Annotated in this window: 13 protein-coding genes; 8 read left to right on the top strand and 5 right to left on the bottom strand. The window is 69.4% G+C overall.

Features of this window, described 5'->3' with window-relative positions; genetic code table 11:
* Nucleotides 1-311 precede the first annotated feature (311 nt).
* Nucleotides 312-794, top strand: a complete 483-nt coding sequence (locus ACIA8E_RS03145; protein ID WP_399293670.1) for a cupin domain-containing protein — start codon at nucleotides 312-314, stop codon at nucleotides 792-794.
* A gap of 57 nt (nucleotides 795-851) precedes the next feature.
* On the opposite strand, the gene ACIA8E_RS03140 is transcribed toward ACIA8E_RS03145, so the two are convergent.
* A complete protein-coding gene (locus ACIA8E_RS03140) occupies nucleotides 852-1,949 on the bottom strand; it encodes a threonine synthase (protein WP_399293667.1) in 1,098 nt (365 codons plus the stop codon).
* A gap of 186 nt (nucleotides 1,950-2,135) precedes the next feature.
* A complete protein-coding gene (locus ACIA8E_RS03135) occupies nucleotides 2,136-3,509 on the bottom strand; it encodes a glycoside hydrolase family 18 protein (protein WP_399293664.1) in 1,374 nt (457 codons plus the stop codon).
* A gap of 292 nt (nucleotides 3,510-3,801) precedes the next feature.
* On the opposite strand from ACIA8E_RS03135, the gene ACIA8E_RS03130 reads away from it, so the two are divergent.
* The 6 genes from ACIA8E_RS03130 (at nucleotide 3,802) to ACIA8E_RS03105 (ending at nucleotide 10,865) form a co-directional block, all read left to right on the top strand.
* Nucleotides 3,802-4,554 (top strand): GntR family transcriptional regulator, encoded by a 753-nt coding sequence (locus ACIA8E_RS03130; protein ID WP_399293661.1) that lies wholly within the window; start codon nucleotides 3,802-3,804, stop codon nucleotides 4,552-4,554.
* 212 nt (nucleotides 4,555-4,766) lie between these two features.
* A complete protein-coding gene (locus tag ACIA8E_RS03125) occupies nucleotides 4,767-6,557 on the top strand; it encodes a purine-cytosine permease family protein (RefSeq protein ID WP_399293658.1) in 1,791 nt (596 codons plus the stop codon).
* Between the two features lie 192 nt (nucleotides 6,558-6,749).
* Entirely contained in the window at nucleotides 6,750-6,950 is a 201-nt protein-coding gene (locus ACIA8E_RS03120) for an SPOR domain-containing protein (protein WP_352267749.1), read from the top strand.
* 110 nt (nucleotides 6,951-7,060) lie between these two features.
* Complete coding sequence (locus ACIA8E_RS03115; RefSeq protein WP_399293654.1) at nucleotides 7,061-7,540, top strand: (deoxy)nucleoside triphosphate pyrophosphohydrolase; 480 nt, start codon at nucleotides 7,061-7,063, stop codon at nucleotides 7,538-7,540.
* Between the two features lie 144 nt (nucleotides 7,541-7,684).
* Complete coding sequence (locus tag ACIA8E_RS03110) at nucleotides 7,685-8,113, top strand: ATP-binding protein (protein ID WP_399293651.1); 429 nt, start codon at nucleotides 7,685-7,687, stop codon at nucleotides 8,111-8,113.
* A 202-nt stretch (nucleotides 8,114-8,315) separates the two neighbouring features.
* The gene (locus ACIA8E_RS03105; RefSeq protein ID WP_399293830.1) at nucleotides 8,316-10,865 is read left to right on the top strand and encodes a SpoIIE family protein phosphatase; all 2,550 of its coding nucleotides are present in this window, start codon (nucleotides 8,316-8,318) and stop codon (nucleotides 10,863-10,865) included.
* Between the two features lie 45 nt (nucleotides 10,866-10,910).
* Here ACIA8E_RS03105 and ACIA8E_RS03100 read toward each other — a convergent pair whose 3' ends face one another.
* The 3 genes from ACIA8E_RS03100 to ACIA8E_RS03090 form a co-directional block, all read right to left on the bottom strand.
* On the bottom strand, nucleotides 10,911-11,624 hold the full coding sequence (locus ACIA8E_RS03100) for a PspA/IM30 family protein (RefSeq protein WP_399293648.1): 714 nt from the start codon (nucleotides 11,622-11,624) through the stop codon (nucleotides 10,911-10,913).
* Between the two features lie 78 nt (nucleotides 11,625-11,702).
* The gene (locus ACIA8E_RS03095) at nucleotides 11,703-13,835 is read right to left on the bottom strand and encodes a TPM domain-containing protein (protein WP_399293827.1); all 2,133 of its coding nucleotides are present in this window, start codon (nucleotides 13,833-13,835) and stop codon (nucleotides 11,703-11,705) included.
* Nucleotides 13,836-13,922: 87 nt separating this feature from the next.
* The gene (locus ACIA8E_RS03090; protein ID WP_399293645.1) at nucleotides 13,923-14,402 is read right to left on the bottom strand and encodes a hypothetical protein; all 480 of its coding nucleotides are present in this window, start codon (nucleotides 14,400-14,402) and stop codon (nucleotides 13,923-13,925) included.
* Between the two features lie 83 nt (nucleotides 14,403-14,485).
* Between ACIA8E_RS03090 and ACIA8E_RS03085 the strand changes: the two genes are divergently transcribed.
* Complete coding sequence (locus ACIA8E_RS03085) at nucleotides 14,486-15,544, top strand: hypothetical protein (protein ID WP_399293642.1); 1,059 nt, start codon at nucleotides 14,486-14,488, stop codon at nucleotides 15,542-15,544.
* Nucleotides 15,545-15,568: the final 24 nt, after the last annotated feature.

Genomic DNA, 15,568 nt, shown 5'->3' with positions numbered 1-15,568 from the left:
CCGGCTCGGGCGGCTGATCGAGCGTGATGCGCGAGGCGGGCCCGAGTGGCACGACTCCTCGGGGCTCTCCTGTCGGCTTCCGGACGGTGGCCGGCCCGTGGACAATCACGATGTACCGGGGGAAGCCGGCCATCGGGCGTGCCTGTGCCGGGCACCTCATCGAGAAGGGCGTTCGCTACTGCCAGCCACAGAGTTGAGTCGCGGATCCGACGAGAGGGCAGGGGTCACCTCCAGGCTTCGACGCATCATCGGCCTCGACCGTCACCCGCACCTGCCGCACTGAGCACCGGCAACATCGAGAGGAGAACGGCATGTCGTATCCGGAGCCCATCTACGGGGACAGCAAGGGAGAGATCAGCGCCACGTACCGGCCGGCGGACACGGTGCCGAACCTGCAGTCCCGCACCGGCAGCGCCACCCACTATCTGGCGACCACGCACACCACGCACGGCGAGTTCGGGCTGTACCGGATGGACATGGCGCCCCGAGCGGGCGGCCCGGCCACGCACTTCCACCGGTCGATCTCGGAATCGTTCTTCATCCTCGACGGGACGGTGCGGATCTACAACGGTGAGCGGTGGACCGACACCGAGCAGGGCGACTTCGTGTACGTACCGCAGGGTGGGCTGCACGCATTTCGGAACGACTCCGACGCGCCGGCGTCGATGCTGTTGCTGTTCACGCCGGGTGCGCCGCGCGAGGAGTACTTCGAGAAGGTCGCTCAGGCCGCTGAGTGGTCACAGGAGGAGCGGACCGAGTTCTTCATCAAGCACGACACGTACTGGACGGACTGATCGGCGTGGCGGGTCACCTGCATGCCGGTCATGGCGTGCAGGTGACCGCATGCGGGGTCAGGGCGCCAGGCCCGTCTTGAGTCCCGCGCCGCACAGCGGTACGACGACACTGCGGTCCGTCCAGTCGCCGACCGCCGCCCAGCAGGCGACGCCGGTCGTCTCGACGTAGAAACCGCGGGCAGCCAGATCCAGCTGCGCCTTGCGGATCTGATCCTCCGTCACCGTGACGAATGTGCCGCCGGACTCCCTCACCGCCGCCAGGATCTGGCGTGCGCGGGGCGGGCGAGGGATGGCGATGCCTTCGGCGAGTGTGGGGGCGGCCGCGCGGCCGGGATCGTCGAGCAGGCCGTCCGTGCCCGCGTGGAAGGCGGCGGCCAGCGGTGAGACGGCCTCGGCCTGTACGGCGATCAGCGCCGGCCGCTCGTCGATCAGGCCATGGGCGTGGAGTTCCGCGGTGGCCAGGGCCGCGCCGAGGAGCAGCGTGCCGTTGCCGACCGGCACGGCGATGGCGTCGGGGAGCCGGCCGCCGAGGTCTTCCCACATCTCGTAGACGTATGTCTTCGTGCCGTGGAGGAAGTACGGGTTGAAGACGTGCGAGGCGTAGAAGGTGCCGGGGGAGTCGGCGGCGGCCCGGGCGGCGTGTGCGGTGGCCTCGCGGTCACCGGGGACGATCTCCAGGCGGGCGCCGTGGGCCCGGATCTGTTCGGTCTTCTTCGGGGAGGTGCCCTCGGGAACGTACACCGTGCAGGGCAGCCCGGCCCGCGCGCAGTAGGCGGCGACGGCTGTTCCCGCGTTGCCGCTGCTGTCCGCGACGACGCGTTCGGGGGAGAGGCGGCGAGCCAGTTCGGCGAGCATCACGGCGCCGCGGTCCTTGAAGGAAAGCGTCGGCATCAGGAAGTCGAGCTTGGCGGAGACCGTGCCGGTGACCGGTACGAGCGGCGTGCGGCCCTCCCCGAGGCTGGTGGCGGGCGCGGAGAGGGGCAGTGCCTCCTCATAGCGCCACAGTGAATTGACACGTCCGGCCAGCGAGTTGAGTGAGACGTGACCGGTAGCTTCGAAGTCGAGGTCCCAGGGGCCGCGACAGACCGGGCAGCACCAGGTCAGGCTGGTGATCTCGGCACGGGTGCCGTCCTGCGGGCAGAGATAGGTGGCCATGACCGCCAGCATGTCAGGCGTGTGGCGGGCGAACGGCCATGGATTGCCATCGTCGTACTCCTGGGCGCTGCAGTTCTGATGCCGGGTCCGTAGGGCATTCGTGAATTGCTGAACGCGTGGGGGCGACCGCACCGGCGGCCACCCCCACACCCCTGCTGACCTGGAGGCTTCTGCGGGGGCTGCCCCCTAGCGCCGGCCGAGGCCCTGGTCGACGGCGGTCATCAGCTCGCCGTCGTCCGTGTCCCCGTCCAGCGACCAGAACATCGCGCCGCCCAGACCGTGCTGACGGATGTACGACGTCTTGGTGCGCAGCACCTGCGGGTCGTCGTACGTCCACAGGGTCGTGCCGTCGAACAGCCACGCGTGGCCGTTCCTGACATCCCGGTGGATCTTGTACGTACCGGATTCGGCCAGCTTCTTGAGGGCCTTGTAGTCCTCGTAGCCCGCTGCCCAGGTGGCGGGTGCGGGGGCTGCGGCGGGCTGTCCGAGACCGTCGCCGCCACCTGTCACGCCGGTCCAGCCCTGACCGTAGAACGGCATGCCCATGACCAGCTTGCGGGCGGGGGCGCCGCGCTTGATCCACTCGCGCACGGTCTGGTCGACGCTGAAGTCATCCTTCGCGTACAGCGCGGACTGCTGCGCCGTCGTCGCCTCGCCGGACACATGGAAGTCATAACCCTGCAGGTTCACGAAGTCGAAGTCCCGCATGATGCGGCGGACGTCGAAGCCTGCGTCGATCTTGGCAGGAGCGGTGGGGACGAACGCCGACAGCTCGTAGTGCTCGGGCCGACTGCTGTGCCCGCGCCCCTTGCCCTCCTTGGCGGTGCTCTTCGCGTACGCGTCGAGCTGGGTGCGGAACTCGTGCACCAGCGCGGTGAAGTTCCGCTTGTCCTCGGGGCGGTAGACCGTGTCCGTGTCGCCGGCGGAGCCGGGCCACTCCCAGTCGATGTCCACGCCGTCGAAGAGACCGGCCGCCGCGCCCTCGCCGCCGCGCGCCCCGTCCACCGGCAGATTGCCCTTGAAGTACAGGTCGATGCAGGAGGACACGAACGCCTTGCGGGAGGCGGCGGTGCGGGCCGCGTCCGAGAAGTGGGTGGACCAGCTCCAGCCACCCAGGGAGATCATCACCTTGAGGCCGGGGTGCTTGGCCTTCAGCTCGCGCAGCTGATTGAAGTTGCCCGCGAGGGGCTGCGTGTCGGTGTCCGCGACGCCGTCCACCGACCCTGCGGCGTCCAGCGGACGGACGTAGTCCGCCCAGGCGTCGGCCTCTCCCGGCACATTGCCGGTGAAACACTTGCCGTCGGCGCTGACGTTGCCGAAGGCGTAGTTGATGTGGGTGAGCTTGGCCGCGGCGCCGCTCGTGTCCAGGTCCTTGACCTGGAAGTCGCGCCCGTAGATGCCCCATTGGGTGAAGTAGCCGACGCGCTTGTAGGCGGCGGAACCGGAGGTGTGGGCGGGGGAGGCGGAGCCTCCGGAGGCGGAGGCGGCGGGTGCGATCCCGGCCACCAGCGAGAGGGCGCAGGCGGCAATGGCCAGTCTGGACAGGGTTCTTCGACGCATGGGGCCCGTTCCTGTGGGTGCGCTGAGAGGTGCGAGAGCCGTGCTGTGTGGTGAGGAAACTATTGGTCTGGACCAAAACGGGTCAAGGGGTTGGCGGTGATCGGGTGTGATCGAGAGGGTTCATGGCGCCGTGCCGGGCCGTGCGTGACCAGGACTCCTGCGGTGGCCGGGGCCTCGATATGTGCAGGGCAGCACCAAATCATCACTTCGGGTGAAACTTTGGCCTGTGCTTGCGGTTCACAACCGACGGTTGCCAGTCTGTTGCAGACTGTCAACCTGTTGGGAGTGGCCTGTGACATTCGGTGAGCAGCCCGCCTATCTGCGCGTTGCGAGCGATCTGCGAGAGAAGATCGTCAACGGTTCGCTGCCGCCGCACACGCGCCTGCCGTCGCAGGCCCGTATCCGCGAGGAGTACGGCGTCTCGGACACCGTCGCGCTGGAGGCACGCAAGGTGCTGATGGCGGAAGGGCTGGTGGAGGGACGCTCCGGCTCCGGTACGTACGTGCGTGCACGCCCGGTCCCGCGTCGCATCGCCCGCTCCGGCTACCGGCCGGACGCGGGAGCCAGCCCGTTCCGCCAGGAGCAGACGGCGGAAGGGGTGCGAGGGACCTGGGAGTCCCGCAGCGAACAGGAGGAGGCGAGCCCGGAGATCGCCGACCGCCTCGGTATCGAGCCGGGGGACCGGGTGATGCGTACGAGATACATCTTCCGGGAAGCGGGGGAGCCGATGATGCTCTCCACCTCCTGGGAACCCCTCGCGGTCACGGGACGCACACCGGTGATGCTGCCGGAGGAAGGCCCGCTGGGCGGTTGTGGGGTGGTCGAGCGGATGGCCGCGATCGATGTCGTCGTGGACAACGTGGTGGAGCAGGTCGGCGCGCGCCCGGGGCTGGCGGAGGAGCTCCTGGCGCTCGGTGGTGTGCCGGGCCATGTGGTGATGGTGATCGGGCGTACGTACTACGCATCGGGGCGGCCGGTCGAGACGGCTGACGTGGTGGTGCCCGCCGACCGCTACCGGATCTCCTACCACCTCCCCGTCAGGTGACCGGTGCGTCGAGCCCCTGCCGGGCGGCCGGTGTGCCGAGTTCCTGTCGGGTGACCGATACTCGGACGGCCTGTCCGGCGCCCGTGATGACGAGTTAACGCCCACCCAGTTCTCGTAACCGATGGGCAATCACTGACTGTAACGGCTTGTCATGTCCTGCTCCTACCTTCCGTTCGTACCCGCACACCGGACAGACGAACGGGAAGTCACCGATGACGGACACTGCCGGCCCCACGACGACGACCGAGGCCCCGGAGGCGAAGCCCATCGGGGTTCCGGGAGCAACGGAGACCGGGACCGCCAAGCCGCCTCCCCCCAGGCGCAGTTACGCAAAGCTCGCCGCCGACGAAAGCCGCGAGGACTACTCACTTCGCTACGCACCGCACTCCTTCCGGCGCTGGTCGCCCTCGATGGTCGCGGGCACCGCACTCGGTGGCATCGCCTATCTCGCCGACTTCGCTATCGGCGCCTCGATCGTCTTCACCTACGGCTTCACCAGCGGTTTCGCCTCGATCCTGACCGCCGCGACGATCATCTTCCTCACCGGCATACCGATCGCCCGGGCCTGCGCGAAGTACGGCCTGGACATGGACCTGGTCACCCGCGGTGCCGGGTTCGGCTATTTCGGCTCGACGCTGACCTCGCTGATCTATGCGTCCTTCACCTTCATCTTCTTCGCCCTCGAAGGCTCGATCATGGCGCAGGCCATGCATCAGGCCGTCGGGCTGCCGGTCGAGGTCGGCTATCTGCTGACCACGTTGATCGTCATCCCCATCGTCTTCCGTGGCATGGGGGCGCTCGCCAAGGTGCAGGCGTGGACCCAGCCGGTCTGGATCGTCGGCATGGTCCTGCCGTTCGTCGTGCTCGCCTTCGAAGCACCCGACGCCTGGGGCGCGTTCGGCTCCTTCGGCGGCACGGAGGGTGCGGGATCCGGCTTCTCCTGGATCGGTTTCGGACTCGGTACGGGCGTCGCACTCTCGCTCATCGCCCAGATCGGCGAACAGGCCGACTATCTGCGCTTCATGCCAGCGAAGACCGAAGCCAACAAGCGGCGCTGGAATCTCGCGGTGCTCGCCGCCGGGCCCGGCTGGGTGATCATCGGGGCGGCGAAGCAGCTCGGCGGCGCGCTGCTGGCGTTCGTGGCCCTGGAGGCGGTCGGCAAGACGCACGCGCTGGAGCCGATCGCACCACAGATCGAGGCGCTGAGGCCGTGGCTCGGCTCGTTCGCCCTCCCGGCTGCCGCTCTGTTCGTGATCGTCTCGCAGATCAAGATCAATGTGACCAACGCCTACAGCGGCTCGCTGTCCTGGTCGAACTTCTTCTCGCGGATCACCCACAAACACCCGGGCCGGGTCTGGTACATCTTCCTCAACCTCGCCATCGCGCTGACGCTGATGGAGATGAACATGTTCGCCGCCCTCAACAAACTGCTGGGCTTCTACTCGAACGTGGGCATCGCCTGGATCGCGGCCGTCGCCGCCGACCTGGTCATCAACAAGAGGATCGGACTCAGCCCGCGGTACATCGAGTTCAAACGCGCTTATCTGTACGCGGTGAACCCGGCAGGATTCGGCGCGATGGTGATCGCCTCAACCGTCTCGATCCTCGCTTTCTTCGGGCTGTTCGGTGCCTACGCGGAGGCCTTCTCGACCTTCATCGCAGCAGGACTCTCGCTGACTCTCTGCCCGTTGATCGCCTGGGCGACGAAGGGGAAGTACTACCTGGCCCGCCCCAACCCGGTAAACGGCCCGGACGTCGAGATCGAGGACATCACGGCCACCCACACCTGCTCGGTCTGCGACACCGCCTACGAACTCCCGGACATCGCCGACTGTCCGGTCCGGTCGGGGCCCATCTGCTCGCTGTGCTGCTCGCTGGACGCGGAATGCGGGGACATCTGCCGCAAGGAACCGGCGGCCGGTCCGGTCCTCATGCCGATGCCGACGATCCGGGCGGCAACGGCAACGGTGATGGCACCGGCGTCGGCGGAGTCGGAGGCGTAAGCGACGCAAGTGATCCATGTGGCACAGGGGGGCGCATCGGGATGACTGCGCCCCTTTGTGATGGCCGGATCGGTGCCTCTTTGTGTAATTACGTATCCGTTGCGTGAAGGTCAGGCGTACGCTCGGGCATATGCGTACTGCGGTTTCCTGGGGATCCTTAGAGACGTGCACGCCGTTCAGGGGAGGGGCGCAATGCTCGGGAGGGACACGATGAGCGACAGCGGGGCCGTGCTCCCTTGGCTGGTGATAAGGCAGGACGACAACGGCAACAGGTACCGCGTCGGCAGATATGCCACGCAGGCCGAGGCGCAGAAGATCGCCGACAAACTCGACAGCCGTGGCCACAAGCAGCTCTATTGGGTCGAGCGCCTGGGGCAGAGCGCCCGTCCCTGACCGCCTTCTCCGACTGCCTTCCCTGACCGCCGCCTCGGGGAGTGGGCCGGCCGGCGGCGCGCGAGGCGGGGCGGGCCGGAGCATCGCGGCCGGGGGTTACGCTCCGGCGTATGGACGATCGCGTGGTGGTGGCCGGAGCCGTCTACGACCAGGGGCGCATGCTGGCCGCGCGCCGCAGCGCCCCGCCTGAGCTGGCGGGCCGCTGGGAGCTGCCCGGCGGGAAGCTGGAGCCGGGGGAGACCGGCGAGGGGGCGCTCGTGCGTGAACTCCGCGAGGAACTCGGTGTCGAGACGGAGCCGCTGGAGCGCATCCCCGGTGAGTGGCCGCTGGCGCCCGGATACGTGCTCCGGGTATGGACGGCGCGGCTGGTGTCCGGTGTGCCGGCCCCGCTCCAGGACCATGACGAACTGAGATGGATCGGACCGGGTGAGAGTGGCGCGGTCGACTGGCTGGACCAGGACCGGCCCGCCGTAGCCGAGGCCATGCGCCGCCTGCCGACCGGAACCGACTCGACCGGAACCGACTCGACCGGAGTCACCCCTGACGGAGGCGCCCCGACCGGGTCCCTGTCGCACGGCGCGCGCAACTGACCGCGCGCCCCCTATCTGTGCGCGCACGCCGCCCTACACCCGTACGCCCCACATGTCGATTCCAGCGATAGGCCACCCCAAATATCGGGTATGGGCTGATTAGTCCCCTTAAGCAGAACGTTCCCTGTTTGCTGGTCTTGGGAAGTGATCGGCGTGATCGATACCGAAGGCGACTGCGCCGAGTGGACCTTCCCGGCCGTACCGGGGGCTGTGCGCACCGCTCGGCATGCGGTCCACGAGGCACTGCGCGGCTGGGGGCTCGACGCGACGGTCGGCGATGTGACCGTTCTGCTGGTCAGTGAGCTGGTGACCAATTCCATGCGCTACACCTCAGGCCCCATCGGCGTGCGACTCGTGCGTCCCCAACCCGACGGCGAAGCTCCGGACGCCCGCCCCGGACTGCTTGTGGAAGTCTCCGATCCGCTTCCGGATCCGCCCACCGAACGTGCTGCCGGACCCGATGACGAAGGGGGCCGAGGGTTGCAGCTCGTGGCCCGTTCTGCTCGCCGCTGGGGGACGCGGCACGGAAAGAGCGGCAAGACGGTGTGGTTCGAGCTGGCCCTCCCTGGTTAGGAGTGGGGTGGGACGCACAGCGATCACAAAGCTCGGGAAGTACCTGCCGGTACCTGGCTGAAAGGGACTGAGACCGTGCTGTGATCGTGAACGCCGTGTCGGTAAGCGCCGTAGTGCTGAATACTGCGGGCAGGACCGGTCCGGTGTGTGAGCTGGAGGGGACGGTCGCGTGAGCGAAATACCTGGGACAGCGGGCAACGTCGTGTGGCAGAGCAGCCCGCCTGGCTCGATCTATGACTACATCAGGGTCGCCTCCTTCTCGATCGGCCCCGACGGGCTGATCGAGCAGTGGAGCCGCCGGGCCGCCGGTCTCTTCGGCATTGCCGCAGACGAAGCGGTGGGCAGGGATCCGGTTGAGGCCTTCATGCCCTCCGAGCTGCGCACCGACGGCCATCGCCGGGTCGGCGAGATACTCGACGGCAAGGAGTGGACGGGCCTCGTCCCCTTCCGCATGCCGGGCGACAACGCCGTTCACGGGCTCGCCGAACTCTATGTGATGCCCAGTGAGACGGGGAGCGGGGAGCGGGCCGCGCTCTGCATCGTCGTGGATGTCCGCGCCCTGCGTCGTATCGAGACAGACCTGGCGGCTTCGCAGGCCATTTTCGGCCAATCTCCCTTCGGTTTCGTGTTGTTCGGCACGGACTTCACGGTCGTACGAGCCAACCAGCGCTTCGCCACCGTCTTCGGCGGCCAGGCCGACGACCACCGCGGCCGCACGGTCGACGACTATCTCGCCCGCCCCGAGGCCGAGCGGCTCACTGCCACCCTCAAGCGGGTCCTGGAGACCGGAGACTCCGTCACCGATCTCCAGCTCGTCGGCACCGCACCCGGTGACGAGGAGAGCCGCCACTGGTCGATGAACCTCTACCGCGTGCACAGCGGAGCAGGCCGGCCCGTCGGCGTCGCCGGTCTGGCCACCGATGTCACCCGCCGCCATATCGCTGCCCGCGAGGCCGCCAGCGCCCGCCGTAACCTCGCCCTCCTCAACGAGGCCAGCGCCCGAATCGGCAACTCTCTCGACCTGGAGACCACCGCCCGCGAACTCCTCGACGTGGCCGTACCCGGCTTCTGCGATCTCGCCTCCGTCGACCTCTACCAGGGGCTGCTCACCGGCGAAGAGGCACCGCCCGGCAGGTGGGGCTCGCTCCGCCAGGAGCCCGTCGGTGGCTCCGCCGAACTGCGCCGCGTCGGTTTCGCCAGCGCCGTGTCGGACGCCGTTCCGGACAGCACCGCGACCGACGGGGACACCGACCCGCCGGCACTGGGCGCCGTCCACCGCTACCCCTTCAACTCCCCCTGCGCCAAGGCGCTGCGTACCGGCCGGGTGAAGAACATCCCCGGAGACGACCGCGGCCTCGTCCAGTCCACCCTCGCCGTGCCGATGGTCGCCCATGACACCGTCGTCGGCCTCGTCCAGTTCTCCCGTACGAAGGGCAGCGAACCCTTCGGCGAGCGCGACCGTGCCCTCGCCACCGAACTGGCCGCCCGCGCCGCCGTCTGTATCGACAACGCCCGCCTCTACCGGCGCGAGCACGAACGCGCCCTCATCCTCCAGCGCAGCCTGCTGCCGCCCGGCGACCCGGAGGCCGCGGGCCTCGACATCGCCTGCCGCTATCTGCCCGGCAACGCGGCGACCGAGGTGGGTGGCGACTGGTTCGACGTGATCGAACTCCCCGGACATCGCACCGCCCTGGTCGTCGGCGATGTCATGGGCCGCGGGCTGCGGGCCGCCGTCGCCATGGGTGAACTGCGCACCGCCGTAAGGACTCTGGCCCTCCTCGACCTGGAACCCGCCGAAGTGCTCTCCGCGCTCGACGAGGTTGCCCGCGGCCTCGGCACCCCCGGTGGCAGCACCGCCTCCGACGGCGTCGGAGGCGGCGCCCAGTGGCCCTCGAGGGCCTCCCACAAGTCCCGCGACGCCGACCTGTCCGAGGTCTACCTGGCGACGTGTGTCTACGCCGTCTACGACTCGGTCACCCGGCGATGCACCTTCGCCAACGCCGGTCACCTCCCCCCTGTTGTGGTCGAGCCGGGCGAACCGGCCCTGCTGCTCGACGTCCCGCCCGGGATGCCCCTCGGCGTCGGCGGTGAACCCTTCGAGGAAGTCGAGGTCGAACTCAAGGAGGGCGCCCTCCTCGCCCTCTACACCGATGGACTCGTCGAATCCCGCGACCACCCGCTCGACGAAGGACTGCAGGCTCTGCGCAACGCCCTCGTCGAACCTGCACTCCCCCTGGAGGACGTCTGTGACCACGTCCTGAGCACCCTCGACACCCGGCACGGCGAGGACGACATCGCCCTGCTGATGGCCCGCATCCAGGGCCTGCCGGCCGATGCGGTAGGCGACTGGCGGCTGCCGCGCGAACCCCGCTCCGTCGGTCGCGCCCGCGAACTGGCCCGCAGTCAACTGATCGCCTGGGATCTCGACGACCTGGTGGACACCACCGAACTCCTCGTCAGCGAGCTGGTGACCAACGCCCTACGGTACGGCGAGGGCGAGATCCGGCTCAGGCTGCTGCGTGACCGCACGCTCGTATGCGAGGTATGGGATGCGGGTCTCGTCCAGCCACGGCGACGCCGGGCGCGCGACACGGACGAGGGCGGGCGAGGGTTGCAGCTGGTGGGGCTGTTGAGCGCGGCCTGGGGTTCGAGGCGGACGCCGCGCGGCAAGACCGTCTGGTTCGAACTGCCGCTGCCCGACGGGCAGCCGGCCGCCGAGCGCACGGTCGAGCAGCTGCTGAGCATGTTCTGACACCCGGACGTGGTGCGAGTGCGGTGAGCGCTCCGGGTGCGGTGGTCATGAGGCCGTTTTCAGGGCGGCGAGCCTGGCCTCGACCTCCGCGCTGTCGCCCAGGCCGTCCAGCTGCTCGAACTGGGCGTCCAAGGAGGATGCGGCGAGCTCCTGCTTGCCCGTTGCCTTCGCCTCCTCCCGCCGCACCTTGTCCTCGAATCGGCTGAGCTCACTGGTCGGGTCGAGAACATTGATGTTCTTGACGGAGTCCATCATCTGATTCTGCGCCTGGGCCGACTTGGCACGCGCGACCAGCTCGTCCCGCTTGGACTTCAGCTCCGTCAGCTTCGACTTCATCTGGTCCAGGCCGGACTTGAGCTTGTCCACCACCACCGTCTGTGACGCGATTGTCGGCTCCGCGGTCTTCGCCTCCTTCTCCGACTGGAGCTGCCGGCCGAGGGCGACCTTGGCCAGGTTGTCGAACTTGTCGGCCTCCGCCACCGATCCGGCGGCCCGCAGCTCGTCCGCCTTGCGACTGGCCGCGAGGGCCTTGTCGCCCCACTCCTTGGCCGCGTCGACATCCTCGCGGTGGTCCTGTTCCATCAGCCGCAGATTCCCGATGGTCGCCGCCACCGCCTGCTCGGCCTCCGAGATGTTCGCCGTGTAGTCGCGGATCAGCTGGTCCAGCATCTTCTGCGGATCCTCCGCCTGATCCAGCAGAGCGTTGATATTGGCTTTCGCCAGCTGGGTGACGCGGCCGAGGATGGTCTGCTTGGTCATGACACCTCTCCTTTGTATGGACACTACGAACGCGGTACGGACCGTGGGTACCCTCCCCGTGCATGCTCTGCCGATGGTTCAGAAGCGGCCGCCGCCGCCCCGTCGGCCGCGAGTGCCCCCGCCGCCGAAGCTGCCGGGGCCGCCGCCTCCGCCGAATCCACCGCCGCCGAATCCGCCGCCGAACCCCCCTCCGTAACCCCTGCCGCCCCCGCCGCCGCCCAGGAGTCCGCCGAGGATGATCCCGCCGAGGACCGCGCCGCCAACCCCGCCGCCCCCTCCCTGTACACCGCCCGGACCGTTCCGGTTCCCGTACGCCAGCACATCCTCTTCAGCCAGGCTCCGCGCCTGTCCGGCCAGCGAGTCGGCCTGACGAGCCTCGGCCAGCGCACCTTGTGGATCATCCGTGCCGGCCAGCTCCCGGGCCCGCTCCAGCCGTCGCTGGGCCTCCGCGAGCCGGGTCCGGGCCTGGCTGCCGACGGCCCCCCGATTCGTCGCGATGTAGTCCGCAGCGGCGGCGATCGCCGAGCGCGAGGTGAGCATCGCCTGGTCGAACAGGGCCCGGGCCCGACGGTCACCCTGCTCCCGTTCGCGGGCCCCGGCCAGCGCCTCGTCCAGCGCGGCATCGGCCTCCTCCACCCTGCGCAGCGCATCGATCGGGTCGTAGCGGCCGGCCTGCAACTCCCTGTTCACATCGCCCAGTACCGACTGTGCGCGGGCGATCCGGCCCCGCAGGTCCGCGGTCGACACCTCCTCCGAGGTGCCTTCCAGCAGCCCGCCCGCATCGGCCAGATCGGTCTCCGTCTCGGTGAGTGCGGCCGGCAGTGCGGCCGCCGCCTCCGCGAGTTCCCGGGCGCGCCGGTCCACGGCGTCGACGAGCGTGGCCGCCTGATCGACCGCGCCCTCGGCCGCCCGTACGTACACTGCCGCCGCCGCGTTGTTTCCCCCGTCCACCGCCTGCCTCGCCTGGTTGAGGCTGGAGGTGGTGAAGACGAGGCGGTTCTTCGCCTGCTCGATGTCGCCCGCGACGGAGGAGGAAGCCGAATCCGCGTACCGGGCGCGCATCGAGGTGAGGGCGGTCTCGGCCGCCGAAACCCGGCCCGCGAGCGCACGGAACGCGGTCTCGGCTGTCGCAAGCGCCTGTGGAGCGTTGCGTTCCAGCGCGCGCAGCCGGTCGAAGTCCTCGGAGACGGCATCGAGACGGGCATTGGCCCCCGTACAGCGGTTGATGATCTCGTCCAGCATCCGGCGACGCGTCGCATCGTCCTCCGGGAACGCATCGTCCAGCTGCTGACGTAACCGGAACGCGGTCGTCAGCTCGCCTTTCGCGAACGTGACGGCCTCGGTGAACGGGGCGGCGGCCTCTTCCCCGAACTGCGCGGTGGCAAAACCCAGTTCCTCCTCGCTGGTGCGGACCGCGTCATCCGTCTCCACCAGCGCCTGTTTGGCATGGGCATCGAGGTCCGGTAGCGGAGTCGGCGGCCGGGGCGGCGCGCCCGACGGTGCGGCGCCCTGTCCCCAGCCGGTCGCCCCGGGCGTGGTGCGGGTCGTGGTGCGTCGTTTCCGGCGGGTGTACGCATACGCGGCGACCGCTCCCGCCCCGCCTACCAGGACCACGGGAAGGACCAGGTCCCCGGTGCTCGTCCCGCCGGAACTGCCTGTTCCGGGATCGTCGATACCGGGTGTGACGGCAGGGGTGGGCACAGGCTTCCCGGTCACCACGGCGGCGTAGCCGTTCGCCGCCCCGATCGCGGCGCCCGCCCAGTCGTTCTGCTTGAGGGCCGGCTCGATGGCCGTGCTCGCCACGTCCCGCAGCTGGGCGTCGGTGAGGCGCGAGCCCGGGTCCACGGTGTACGCGTACTGCCGGTCGTGCGTGGCGACGGCGAGCAGCACGTCGTCGAGACCGAGACCGTTCTTGTCGGCCGTCTCATCGGCCCAGTTCTGCGCAGAACGGCCGGAGAAGTCCCGCACATACACGACGAAGAGCTGGATTCGCCGGTCTGCGTAGAGACGGTCGAGTGCGGCGACCACCTGGCCCCGGCGGTCGCCGAGCGCACCCACCCTGTCGGTGATCTGCCCGTTCCGGGACAACGTGACGGGATCGTCGGCGCGAGTGGCCGGCGCAGCGGCGAGGGCCAGCCAGCACACCGCCACCAGCACGGCGGCGAGGGCCCGGCCCGGTATGAGAATCCGGGTACGGCTCACGAGCTGCATCACATGTGTGAGGCTATGTCCACCCTCAGTCACCCGCGACCCGGCGATCCCCGGGGCACCGTGACGGGGCCGACTCCGCCGCCGGTCCTACCCCAGACACCGTGGGGGATCGACGACCCCGTCGTACAGACGCATCCGCCACCACGCCTCGCGCCGCCACGGATGACCGGGTGCGCGCGGATCGGGCAGGGTCCGGCGCAGCAGCTGCGCGTCGATCCGGGCGATGCGGCGCCCCAGCTCGGCCTGCGGCCGTGGTGCAAGCGCGGCCAGGATGTCGCCGAGCACGTCCCGGGCATGGGTCACGTCGTCCAGCGAGCAGCCACGGCAGGGGCAGTCGGCGAGGCCGGGATACAGCGTGCGGCCGGGGAGGCGGAAGAAGGAGCAGCAGCGCCCCAGGGCCGCTGCTGTGACCCCCGGGAAGATCTCGTACAGCTCGCTCTCCCGCTCCACGCGACGGATCGCGACGCTGGTGGCGAGGGAGAGCCGATGGATTCTGCCCGGCTCGGACAGCCATCCGGGCGTCCTCTGCTCGGCGGCGCGCAACGCGCCGGGCCGCTTACGCGGCATCGGCCTTTCGGCGGTGGGACATCATGCCGGTCATACTGCCACGGCACACCGACAATCAGGGGGTAAGCGGAGTGCGTTCGCATATGAAGGGCACGGCCGGCGTTGTGCGGAACTGGGCGGCCCGGTTCCGCTGGAGTCAGTTGTGGCGGACCTGGCCGCGGCGGATCGCCCTGGGACTCGTCCTGGTGATCGTGGTTCCGCTGCTCACCGCGGGTGTCGCCCTGCGGCTCAACTACTCCGGCGACCCGGGCGCCGACACCCGTACCCGCGGCCGTGATGCCATCTGGCTCGGGCACGCCTGGGTCGACGGGCGCAAGAACGACAAGGACCTGGCCGCGTTCGCCGAGCGGATCCGCGGGACGGGTATCAAGGACCTTTACGTCCATGCGGGACCTCTGAAGCACAACGGCACACTGCCCGCGACCGGCTACCCGAAGGCGCGGTGGCTGCTCGATGCCGTGCATCGCACCCTGCCAGGCATCCGGGTGCAGGCCTGGCTCGGGGACGTACTCGCCACGGAGGGACCCGCCGGTCTGCGCCTGGAACGGGGCGCGTCCCGCACCGCAGTGGTCGACTCCGCGCGGCAGATCCTCGATGCCGGTTTCGACGGTGCCCACTTCGACCTCGAACCTCTGCACTCCGGCGACCGGCACTACCTCGCGCTCCTCGACGACCTGCACGCCCTCACGAAGGCCCGCGGTGCCCCGCTCTCCGTCGCCGCTCACCAGATCGACCCGCTGCCCGCCGCGCACAGTGTCGTGGGCACGCTCAGCGGCAGTCCCAAGTGGTGGTCGCAGAAGTTCTTCGGGCAGGTGGCGCGGCGCGTCGACCAGGTCGCCGTCATGTCGTACGACACCTGGATGCCGCTGGAGGGTATGTACGGCGGTTACGTCGCCGAGCAGACCGCGCTCGCCCTGGAGGTGACGCCCCCGGGAACCGATCTTCTGATGGGACTGCCTTTCTTCCACGAGGACGACCTCGGACACCATGAGGCGGCGGAGACGGTCCCGGCCGCGGTCCGCGGCGCCAGACTGGGTCTGGCGCGTACGGACCGCGGCCGGGAACGGTTCGGAGTCGCGCTCTATGTCGACTTCGCGGCGCGGGACGGTGACTGGGCGGCGTACCGGGAGGGATGGAACTGACCCCGAAACGGCCCTTGCTTCACG

It is taken from the genome of Streptomyces sp. NPDC051664 (genome assembly GCF_044453545.1).
Taxonomy (GTDB): domain Bacteria; phylum Actinomycetota; class Actinomycetes; order Streptomycetales; family Streptomycetaceae; genus Streptomyces.
The sequence above is the reverse complement of the archived record's forward strand: the minus strand, read 5'-3'. Positions and strand labels throughout refer to the sequence as shown.